The organism is Chryseobacterium sp. Mn2064, from assembly GCF_049319685.1.
Lineage (GTDB): Bacteria > Bacteroidota > Bacteroidia > Flavobacteriales > Weeksellaceae > Chryseobacterium.
This window is the reverse complement of record NZ_JBMOUE010000001.1, coordinates 1,048,398-1,059,392: the sequence shown is the minus strand read 5'-3', so window position 1 is coordinate 1,059,392 and position 10,995 is coordinate 1,048,398. Positions and strand designations below refer to the sequence as shown.

The following is a 10,995-nucleotide window of genomic DNA, read 5'->3' as shown; positions in this document are numbered from 1 at the left end:
CAATTCTCTAATATAGCAATATATTACCTCAAAAGTATTGAAAACAGGGAAATATTATTTACGGTTTCCCGTAATAAAAAAGATAAATTGACAATAAATGAGGTACTGTTTACCAATAACAACTGCAAAAAGCCAACTCTTCTTCCTTCAACTTTATTCAGCATCAAGCTGCTTCTGAAACTCTTCCAGATATTGGGTAATGTGAATTCCGTCTGCCAGTCCATGATGTGCTTCAATAGAAACGGGAAGGTATTTTCTGCCGTCACGTATATTGAATTTTCCAAAAGAGATCTTCGGTATAGATTCTCCTGTATTAAAGTCCGTAGGATGTAGAATAGCACTGAAGGAGCTCCACGGAATTGTAGTATGTCTTACATGATCTTTTCCCAGTCTTTCATTTCTGATGCGAAGTCCTGAAGTTTCATGTACGCCTTTTATCTCTTCCTGTAAAGCTGCATTAAAGGTTTCAAAATCTTCCGAAAAACGGGTAAATGAAAAACCAAAGGTTCCATCGGGTCTACCAATGGTACTTCCTGCATGAAGGGTATCAAACTGAACAACCTGTCCGTCAACAATTCTCAATTTCAGTTCATCTACAGTATTCACCGCGACCATCGATTTATGAAAATAATAGGCAAAGAATGAATAGCCTTTCTTTTTTGCAACATCATAAGCCTTGGTACAGTCTACCTCTGTGGTAAAACCGAAATAAGGGCTTGCCATACCGGAAAAAAATTCAAAATGCTCTTTTCTGTTCCATTTTTCAAGGTCTACGATCTTCATTGATTTTTTATTTGGGTGCAAATTTCAGGATTTTTTATCGGTTTTTATATATAAGAGCAGTAAAAATTAAAAACGAGGAAATCAGGATTACTCTTTATGATTTTGAACAATAGCCTTCAAAGTCTTATTTTTGATGAAATATTTATCTGATGTTTGATGTCCTTCTTGCCCATATTCAGAATAAGGTTGCTATAACCGATGATCAGAAAAAACAGCTAGAATCTTTTTTCACACTTAAAAAACTTAAAAAGAAGCAATATCTGCTTCAGGAAGGGGATGTCTGTAAATGTCTGTCTTTTGTAAGCAAAGGATTACTGAAGTCTTATTTTCCGGATGAAAAAGGAAATGAACATATTAATATGTTTGCATTTGAAGGTTGGTGGATTTCCGATTTCAACAGTTTCATCCATCAGGAAAAAGCAGTCCTCACAATTGATGCCATAGAAGAAACAGAAGTTCTGATGATCACTCTGGAAGAGTATAATCAAATGCTGCTGGAAATTCCTGTAATGGACCGTTATTTCAGAATTCTCTATCAAAACAGCCTTGTAACCAAAGACTATCGGCTTATTGTTTCCAATGGATATACGGCCGAAGAAAAGTATCTGCAACTTGCCCAACGAAATCATGAAATGATCAAAAGGGTTCCTCACAATCTTATAGCGTCTTATTTGGGGCTCGCTCCTGAAACCATAAGCAGGATACGTAAGAAGATTTCTCAGAATAATACTTGATCCAGATCAAGCCAAACACATGACTCAGATCAAGTGTACAGGCTGCCAACCTCCATAATTTTGTGAAGAAATTTTACAATACTTATGGAAAATATTGCATTGGTAGTTGGGGCTACCGGAATTACAGGAAGTAATCTTGCAGAAGAGCTTATTTCACAGGGTTGGACAACCTATGGACTGTCCAGAAATCCAAATAACATCATTCCCAACCTTATCCCTATTAAGGCAGATCTTATGGATGAGCAAAACCTTACAGAAGCTCTGGAGGGAATCTCTCCTACTCATATTTATTTTACCACCTGGATGCGGAATGATACGGAAGAAGAAAATATTCGCGTCAATAGTGCATTGGTAAGAAATCTGTTGAACGTTCTATCTGCAAAAAAATCGGTGCAGCACGTTGCATTGGTAACAGGGCTCAAACATTATCTGGGACCTTTTGAGGCGTATGCCAAACAAGGTGTACTTCCCGAAACCCCAGTCAGAGAAGAACATCCCAGACTTCCTCTCCCTAATTTTTATTATGCACAGGAAGATGAAGTCTACAAAGCTTCTGAAAGAGATGGTTTTACGTGGAGTATTCACAGACCTCATACCGTTGTAGGCTACGCAGTGGGTAATCTAATGAATATTGGAGCAACATTAGCTGTATACGCCAGCATTTGTAAAGAAACGGGAAGAAAATTTATCTGGCCGGGATCCGAAGCTCAATGGAACGGAGTATCTGATGTTACTGATGCCAAAGTACTGGCTCAACAACTGGTATGGGCCTCTACTACGGAATCTGCAAAAAATCAGGCATTTAATATCACCAATGGAGATGTTTTCAGATGGAAATGGCTTTGGAAAAGACTTGCAGACTGGTTTAACATTGAATATGAAGGCTTTGAAGGATCCATAAAGCCTCTGGAAAAAGAACTTGAGAACGATCACCAGATCTGGAAAGAAATTGCCGAAAAATATAATTTGAACGAGGCTCGTCTGGAACGTTTGTCTTCGGCATGGCATACCGATCTTGATCTCGGAAGACCTCTGGAAGTGATGTGTGATATGTCCGGAAGCCGAAAATTAGGATTCTCAGCATTCAAAAGCACAGAAGATTCTTTCATTGAAGTATTTGAAAGATTGAGAGCTGAAAAAATGATTCCTTAATCAAGTTTTGGGAATCAAATAATTTCTTTGAAAGAAATATATTCTTAGGAATGCACGAATATTTTTTATTCGTGCATTCCTTGTTTTCATAAATAAACATAGGCACACACCTCATTTTTTCTTCCTCTAAAAATGAAAAAAAATATATTTATTGTTAGATTTGTATCTTTCAAGATATTATAAGTAAAAACTAAACCATGATTAAGATTAAAGCACTCATTGCCGTTTTCATCACGTCTTCTACTCTTGGCTTTGCCCAAAACTGTACGTGTGAAACCAATTTCCAATGGGTAAAAAAAACGTTCGAAGAAAATGATGCCGGATTTCAATACGTTATTGACAAAAAAGGAATGCCCGCTTACCAGGCTCACAATACAGACTTTCTAAGTAAAATAAAAAACTCAAAATCTGATACTGAATGTTTACAAAATATCTATGATTGGATGAAATTCTTCAGATCCGGACATTTCTCCATTTCAAAAATTGAAAATAAAAATCAACAACCTCAACCAGCAGCCGTTAAAGAACAGCCCAAAAGTGAAATTGTTACAGTAGACCTTGAAAAGTTCAAAAAGGAAGTTCTTTCCAAAAAAGAATCCGATATTGAAGGCATTTGGGAAGCTGAACCTTATGTAATAGGCATAAAAAAAATAGGTAATGGCTATAAAGGATTTATCATTCAATCCGGAGCAGAAAACTGGAAACCTTATGAATTGAAACTGACGATCAATGCAGATCAGTCAAAAGGGGTTTTCTATCTGAGAGACAAATCAGGTCAGGAAGTAAATCAGATCCGATTTATGGGAAAAAATTATCTTCAAATGGGAAGTTTTGTTTTAAAAAGACTTTCTCCAAAATTTGAAAGGGAAGAAAATATTGAAACCTATCTTCAGGCTATACAAACCCAGAAACCTTTTTTAAAAGAACTAAATAAAACCACACTTCTTCTACGTATTCCGACATTTAACGGTGCCATGAAAAAAGACATCGACAGTGTGATTATAGCCAATAAATCAAAAATTGAAAGTACAGAAAATCTGATTATAGACATCAGGAATAACGGCGGCGGAAGCGATAACAGTTTCTCAGAAATAATCCCTTATCTCTATACCAATCCTATCAGAAGCATCAGAGCACAGATGTATTCTACGAAACTGAACAACCAAAGAATGCTGGATCTGTATGATAATTATGAAAAATACGGAATCCCAAAAGAAGAAAGAGAATTCCTTAAAAAAGCATATGATAAACTGAATGCCAACTTAGGCAAGTTTGTGTCCATACAGGATGACAACAACATTCTGAGCATTGATAAATCAGACAAAATCTTCCCTTTTCCAAAAAATGTAGGAATTATCATCAATAAAGGAAACGGAAGTACTGCCGAAGAATTTTTACTCGCAGCAAAACAAAGTAAAAAAGTAAAGCTTTTCGGAACCACAACTGCCGGAGTTCTTGATATCTCCAATATGTATTTCCTCAACTCTCCCTGCAACGAGTTTAAATTGGGCTACAGCCTTTCAAAAAGTTTCCGAATTCCGGATATGGCGATTGACGAAAAAGGAATTCAGCCGGATTACTTTATAGACAGTACAATCCCGGAACATCAATGGATTGATTTCGTGAATGATATCCTTAATACAAAATAAAATAAGAGGTTGTTTCGTAAAGAGACAACCTTTTTTCATCCTATACATGGGTGCTTTAATCACTTCAAATGCGCAAGCTACTTTTATGAATTCTACCACAGTTTAATAAAATATCAATACTTTATTATAATTTGGTTAAGTTTTTGAAGCCTATTCTCCAAACCAGTCACACCATTGAAATTAATCACATTTACCAAAAAAGGAATATATTGTCCTCAGGGGAAGTTCTACATTGATCCGTGGAGACCTGTTGATATGGCTGTCATTACTCACGGGCACGCCGATCATGCCCGCTGGGGAATGAAAAAATACCTTTGTCATCACTTTACAAAACCTATTCTCTATCAAAGAATCGGTGCAGATATAGAATGTCAAAGTGTAGAATATGGAGAAACAGTCACAATCAATGGCGTAAAACTTTCTCTTCATCCTGCAGGACATATCATTGGATCGGCCCAGGTAAGACTGGAATATAAAGGATACATAGCTGTTATTTCAGGAGATTATAAAGTTCAGGAAGATGGTTTAAGTACTCCTTTTGAACTGGTACAGTGTAATGAATTTGTAACAGAAAGCACCTTTGGACTTCCTATATACAATTGGCTCGAAGTTAACGATCTCAATAAAAAATTGCAAACCTGGGTACTAAAAAACCAGGAAAACCATAAAACCTCGGTATTTATAGGATATTCGTTGGGTAAAGCTCAACGTATTATGAAAGCAGTTGAAGGCTTAGGCAAGATATACGTTCATTATTCCATTGGCAAGCTAAATGAAGCTTTTGAAACAGTAGGAATTCACCTTCCGGAGTACACCATTGCAGATTTCAGAGAGCGCCCCAAAGAAATGGAACATGAGATCGTGATTGTTCCGCCTGCTTTATTAGACAGCAGTATCATTAAGAAAATTCCGGATCCCGCCACAGCAATATGTTCCGGTTGGATGCAGGTTCGGGGAGCCAGAAGATGGCGAAGTGCCGATGCAGGATTTGCCATGAGCGATCATGCAGACTGGAAGGGCCTATTACAGACCGTAAAAGCAACTGAAGCAGAAATTGTTCATGTTACCCACGGGCAAACAGAAGTGTTTTCAAAATATCTTAATGAAATCGGAGTTCATGCAGATGTTGTAGAAACCTTATTCGGTGACGATGATGATGAAAAGGAAAACCTTGAAAATCAAAAGCCATGAGACATTTTGCAGAGCTGATCAATGCATTGGAAACCACCAATAAAACCAATGCCAAAATTGATGCGATTATCGATTATCTGGAACGTGCTCCGGATGAAGATAAAGTATGGTTCATCGCTTTATTTACCGGAAAAAGACCCAAAAGAAATGTCAATACCAATTACATGAAAGAATGGGCTCTGGAAATTACCGGACTCCCTCTATGGCTCTTTCAGGAAAGCTATTCTTCCGTGGGAGATCTCGGAGAAACCCTTTCTTTAATACTTCCTCCGCCACAGACAAAAATTGAGCGTACACTATCTCAATGGATGAATGACATTGTTCATTTAAAAGATAAAACAGAGCAGGAAAAGAAAGAATTTGTACTGAACTCATGGAACGGACTGGATTATACCGAAAGACTCATTTTCAACAAACTGATTGGCGGAAGTTTCCGGATCGGAGTTTCTGATAAAACACTCATTAACGCTCTCACAAAGTTTTCCGGACAGGAATCCAGTGCATTAATGCATAGCCTGATGGGAAAATGGCAACCTGAAGAAGCTTCTTTTCACGAACTGATTTCAGCAGAAAATGTAAACCCGGATAATTCAAAACCATATCCTTTCTGCCTTGCTTATCCTTTAGAAAAAGAACTCCCCGAGCTGGGTGAACCGTCAGAATGGATCGCAGAATACAAATGGGACGGAATTCGCGGTCAAATCATTCGTAGAAATGATGAAGTGTTCATTTGGTCAAGAGGAGAAGAACTTGTTACCGACCAGTTCCCGGAAATTGTGGAAACGGTTCTGGCGATGAAAGGAAACTTTGTATTAGACGGAGAAATACTGGCGGTAAAAGAAGGAAAAGTTTTAAATTTTAATGAATTACAAAAAAGACTCAACAGAAAATCCTTAACCAAGAAAATGCTCTCGGAAATTCCCATCGAAGTATTTGCTTATGATCTTCTGGAACTTGAAAATACCGATCTGAGAGAAAAACCAATCTCAGGGAGAAGAGCAATGCTTGAAGAATTATTATTAAATGAGTCTCCACAAAATATAAGTCTTTCCCGAAGTATCGATTTTGAAAAATGGGAAGATCTCAACCTCATCAGAGAACATTCCAGAGAGGTCAACAGTGAAGGCCTGATGCTGAAACAGAAAAATTCACCCTATCATTCCGGCCGAAAAAAAGGAGACTGGTGGAAATGGAAAATCAATCCGTTTACAATAGACACTGTACTCATTTACGCTCAAAAAGGAAGCGGTAGACGAAGCGCCTACTATACTGACTATACTTTTGCCGTAAAAAATGGAGATGCCTTAGTAACAATAGCAAAAGCCTATTCAGGATTAACCGATAAAGAAATTATGGAAGTCAGCAAGTTTGTAACGAAAAATGCCATTGAAAAGTTTGGCCCGGTACGAACCGTAAAAGCAGAACTCGTTTTTGAAATCGCTTTTGAAGGAATAGGTTTCAGCAACCGTCACAAAAGCGGAGTCGCATTAAGATTTCCCAGAATTGTAAGGTGGCGGAAAGATAAAACAGTAGATGAAATTGATAACCTTGAAGAAATTAAAAAATTAATACAATAGTTTGGCAACCTTTGAACATACCGACGGATTTAAAATCATTCAGCAATGGATGACTGATAAAGGCATATCCCCATTTAAATTTCAGACAGATACCTGGAGAAAATTCGGGAATGGTTACAGCGGAATGGTTGTTGCCCCTACGGGTTTTGGGAAGACATTTTCTGTATTCCTGGGATTGGTTTCAGATTTTCTGAATCACCCTGATCAATATAAAAAAGGACTGAAAATGATATGGATCAGTCCGCTGCGCTCTTTAGCCAAAGATATCGCCAAAGCCATGCAGGAAGCTATTGATGAAATCGGGCTGGATTGGGCGGTTGGAGTAAGGAATGGAGATACCGACCCAAAAGTAAGACAGCAGCAGATCAAAAAAATGCCTGAAATTCTTGTGGTAACTCCGGAAAGTCTTCATTTGCTTTTAGCACAGAAAAATCATGAAACCTTTTTTCGTGATATGAAGTGTATCGCAGTAGATGAATTGCATGAATTATTAGGTTCAAAACGTGGTGTGATGGTGGAACTGGGAATTTCTCAGCTTAGAAAATATGTTCCTCATCTTATCATATGGGGAATAACCGCTACCATCGGTAATTTGGATGAAGCTATGGAAGTTCTTATTCCTTATGATTGTAAAAAAGTAAAAATTACCGCCAAAGAACAGAAAAAGATAGATATTCTCCCCGTTTTTCCGGATGAAATTGAAATATTGCCTTGGGCAGGACATTTAGGAAACAAACTGGCTGATAAAGTTGTGCCGATTATTCTCAACTCAAAATCGACCATTGTTTTTACCAATACCAGGAGCCAGAGTGAAATGTGGTATCAGCTGCTGTTGGATGCTCATCCCGATTTTGCAGGACAAATTGCCATCCATCACAGTTCTATTGATGCGCACTTAAGAATATGGATTGAAGAAAATCTAAGCTCAGGAAAATTAAAAGCCGTTGTTTCTACCTCTTCCCTGGATTTGGGAATTGACTTTAAACCTGTTGATACTGTTATTCAGATTGGTTCAGCAAAGGGAGTCGCCAGATTTCTTCAACGGGCCGGCCGAAGTGGGCACTCCCCTTTTGAAACGTCAAAAATTTATTGTGTTCCTACCCATTCTCTGGAACTGATTGAAGTTTCCGCCTTAAAAGAAGCTGTAAAACAAAAAGTGGTAGAACCCCGTGAACCTCAGGTTTTATGTTTCGATGTATTGGTTCAGTTTCTGATGACGCTTGCTGTAGGCAATGGTTTTTATCCTGAGGAAACGTATGAAAGAATAAAAAAAGTATATGCTTTTCAGGAAATTATGGATGAAGAATGGAAGAGCATCCTCGAATTTCTCACCATTGGCGGCAGTGTGTTAAAAAACTATGAAGAATTCCATAAAATAGTCATTATGGAAGATGGGCTGTACAAAGTTACTTCGCGGAAAATCGCCATGCTTCACCGGATGAATATGGGAGTAATCGTAAGTGATGCCATGCTGAAAGTTAAATTTATTTCCGGAGGGTATATTGGAATGATTGAAGAATATTTTATCTCAAAACTGAAAAAAGAAGAAAAATTTATCCTGGCAGGACGTACCCTTGAAGTGGCTATGATTAAAGATATGACCGTGTATGTAAGATCGGCAAAAGGAAAAGCGCTGGTTCCGAGTTATCTGGGGGGCAGGCTACCTCTAAGCTCCAATTTGGGCCACTTCTTAAGAGAAAAACTGTCACATGCTTTAAATCCTAAAGCATCAGAAAAAGAACTGAAATTCCTTCATCCCCTATTAATTAATCAGGAAGAAAACTCCCACATTCCTAAAGAGGACGAATTTTTAGTAGAGATGATTAAAAATCGTGAAGGATATCATCTATTTATGTATCCTTTCGAAGGTCGTCTTGTGCATGAAGTAATGGCTGCCCTGATCGCTTATCGCATTTCGAAGCTGGCCCCTATTTCTTTTTCCATGGCTATGAATGATTATGGATTTGAGCTGTTCAGCGATAAAGAAATTCCCCTGAATGAAGATAACTTACAACAGATTTTAACCCGCGACAATCTGATGAATGATGTAATTGCCAGTATCAACTCTGCAGAAATGGCAAGAAGAAAATTTCGTGATATTGCGGTAATCTCAGGGATGGTGATTCAAAATTATGCAGGGAAACAAAGATCCAATAAATCTTTACAGAGCTCTGCAGGACTCATCTTTAAAGTACTTGAAGATTACGATCCCAATCATTTCCTTATCAAACAAGCCTATACCGAAGTTTTCAATATGCAATTGCAGGAACAGAGACTCGTGAAAGCCTTTAAAAGAATTGAAAAATCGGAAATTATTATAAAATATTCCCGCTCTTTTACCCCTTTAAGCTTTCCGATAAAAGTAGATAGCTTGAGGCAGACACTTTCCAGTGAAGGACTGGATGCCAGAATTAGGAGAATGTTGAAAATGTAAAAAAAACGCCAGTATTTCTTTAATTGTTGTGAAAAATGAAATGATAATTCATCCTGTAAAAGCCCTCTGTTTTTTTGTGAAAATGTACATAAACTTATCGTTAAAATCCTTTGAAAAGTTTAATAATCGCCGTAACTTAGAGTAACTTCTTTGAAGATTAAAATAAAGTGTACAAATGACAAAATTATTCTTAGTCCGTCACGGACAGTCGCTCTGGAACCTCGAAAACCGGTTTACAGGATGGCAGGATATAGATATCACAGAAACAGGTATTGAGGAAGCTAAAAAAGCAGGTATCGCTTTAAAGGGACAGAAAATAAATATTGCATTTACTTCCGCTTTAATCCGTGCACAGCATACTCTTACCATTATTCTTAACGAAATGGGTGAAAAAAACATCCCGATTGTTATTGATAAAGCCCTAAATGAACGTTCCTATGGCAATCTTGAAGGACTCAACAAAGCTGAAACAGCATTAAAATATGGTGATGAACAGGTTCATATCTGGCGCAGATCCTACGATGTAGAACCTCCCGGAGGAGAAAGCCTGAAAGATACCTACAACCGGGTTATCCCTTATTACGAAAGTAAAATTGCTCCTCTGCTGAAACAGGGAGAAGACGTTCTGATTGTGGCCCACGGAAATAGCCTTCGTGCCCTCATCATGTATCTGGAACACCTGTCTCCTGAAGAAATTCTGGAAAGAGAAATTGCTACCGGAATTCCTCTGACTTATACTTTTGATGAAAACTTTCATGTAAGCAGAAAACAAGCCTGATCTACGTAACAACAAAAACAAGTTAGCCACCGTGTTTATAGCCACCAAAAACATTTCTATACAAAACGAAACCTTCATTCTCACCAATCAGCGTGCTGCATTCTGGGAAAAAGAAAAAGCATTGATTCTTTCCGATCTTCATATTGGAAAAACGGCCCATTTTCGCAAAAATGGAATTGCACTGGCTAATCATATCATGAAAAGTGATCTGGAAAGATTATCTGCCCTGATTGAATACTTCCGGCCAGAAAAATTTATTATAGTCGGCGATCTTCTTCATGCCGGTGATAATTCTGACGTAGATGAGTTCTGCACGTGGAGAAATCAATATTCTGAAATAGAATTTGATCTCATAGAAGGAAATCACGACCGCATTTCTAAAACTTTGGAAAAAAAACTGTGTCTCAGCAATACAACTGAGGTTATGGAAATAAATGGCTTCACCTTCATTCACGAGTACGAAAAGAAAAGACCAGGATTTCAGATTACGGGGCACATTCACCCAGGAATTGTTTTACATTCTTCTGTAAAAAGTATTCGGCTTCCGTGTTTTGCGGTCAGCGAAAATCAGTTGTTATTGCCTGCTTTTAGTGAATTTACGGGATTAGATACTAAAAATCTTCCTAAAAAGAGTCAATTTTTTGTATTTACAGATGCTGAGATCTACGAGATATAATCGTTCTGAAAAATTTTAAAT

9 protein-coding genes are annotated in these 10,995 nt (G+C 37.8%); 8 read left to right on the top strand and 1 reads right to left on the bottom strand.

Annotated features, from left to right (window positions below):
* Positions 1-153: 153 nt before the first annotated feature.
* A complete protein-coding gene (locus ACL9RH_RS04585) occupies positions 154-783 on the bottom strand; it encodes a CatA-like O-acetyltransferase (RefSeq protein ID WP_422692161.1) in 630 nt (209 codons plus the stop codon).
* Between the two features lie 149 nt (positions 784-932).
* On the opposite strand from ACL9RH_RS04585, the gene ACL9RH_RS04580 reads away from it, so the two are divergent.
* The 8 genes from ACL9RH_RS04580 to pdeM all read left to right on the top strand — a co-directional run bounded on the left by ACL9RH_RS04580 (position 933) and on the right by pdeM (position 10,974).
* Positions 933-1,517, top strand: a complete 585-nt coding sequence (locus ACL9RH_RS04580) for a Crp/Fnr family transcriptional regulator (RefSeq protein ID WP_422692160.1) — start codon at positions 933-935, stop codon at positions 1,515-1,517.
* An 84-nt stretch (positions 1,518-1,601) separates the two neighbouring features.
* On the top strand, positions 1,602-2,669 hold the full coding sequence (locus ACL9RH_RS04575; RefSeq protein WP_422692159.1) for an SDR family oxidoreductase: 1,068 nt from the start codon (positions 1,602-1,604) through the stop codon (positions 2,667-2,669).
* A gap of 197 nt (positions 2,670-2,866) precedes the next feature.
* Complete coding sequence (locus tag ACL9RH_RS04570; RefSeq protein ID WP_422692158.1) at positions 2,867-4,318, top strand: S41 family peptidase; 1,452 nt, start codon at positions 2,867-2,869, stop codon at positions 4,316-4,318.
* A gap of 174 nt (positions 4,319-4,492) precedes the next feature.
* Positions 4,493-5,509, top strand: coding sequence for a ligase-associated DNA damage response exonuclease (locus tag ACL9RH_RS04565; protein ID WP_422692157.1), 1,017 nt, complete (start codon positions 4,493-4,495; stop codon positions 5,507-5,509).
* The gene (locus tag ACL9RH_RS04560; protein ID WP_422692156.1) at positions 5,506-7,086 is read left to right on the top strand and encodes an ATP-dependent DNA ligase; all 1,581 of its coding nucleotides are present in this window, start codon (positions 5,506-5,508) and stop codon (positions 7,084-7,086) included. Before ACL9RH_RS04565 ends, ACL9RH_RS04560 begins: the two co-directional genes overlap by 4 nt.
* 1 nt (position 7,087) lies before the next feature.
* Positions 7,088-9,520, top strand: a complete 2,433-nt coding sequence (locus ACL9RH_RS04555; RefSeq protein ID WP_422692155.1) for a ligase-associated DNA damage response DEXH box helicase — start codon at positions 7,088-7,090, stop codon at positions 9,518-9,520.
* 175 nt (positions 9,521-9,695) lie between these two features.
* Positions 9,696-10,298, top strand: coding sequence for a 2,3-bisphosphoglycerate-dependent phosphoglycerate mutase (locus ACL9RH_RS04550; protein ID WP_422692154.1), 603 nt, complete (start codon positions 9,696-9,698; stop codon positions 10,296-10,298).
* Between the two features lie 31 nt (positions 10,299-10,329).
* Complete coding sequence (gene pdeM, locus ACL9RH_RS04545; RefSeq protein WP_422692153.1) at positions 10,330-10,974, top strand: ligase-associated DNA damage response endonuclease PdeM; 645 nt, start codon at positions 10,330-10,332, stop codon at positions 10,972-10,974.
* Positions 10,975-10,995: the final 21 nt, after the last annotated feature.

Coding starts and splice junctions, on each gene's coding strand:
- ACL9RH_RS04585 (WP_422692161.1), bottom strand. CDS start 783: ATGAAGATCGTAGACCTTGAAAAATGGAACAGAAAAGAGCATTTTGAA.
- ACL9RH_RS04580 (WP_422692160.1), top strand. CDS start 933: ATGTTTGATGTCCTTCTTGCCCATATTCAGAATAAGGTTGCTATAACC.
- ACL9RH_RS04575 (WP_422692159.1), top strand. CDS start 1,602: ATGGAAAATATTGCATTGGTAGTTGGGGCTACCGGAATTACAGGAAGT.
- ACL9RH_RS04570 (WP_422692158.1), top strand. CDS start 2,867: ATGATTAAGATTAAAGCACTCATTGCCGTTTTCATCACGTCTTCTACT.
- ACL9RH_RS04560 (WP_422692156.1), top strand. CDS start 5,506: ATGAGACATTTTGCAGAGCTGATCAATGCATTGGAAACCACCAATAAA.
- ACL9RH_RS04550 (WP_422692154.1), top strand. CDS start 9,696: ATGACAAAATTATTCTTAGTCCGTCACGGACAGTCGCTCTGGAACCTC.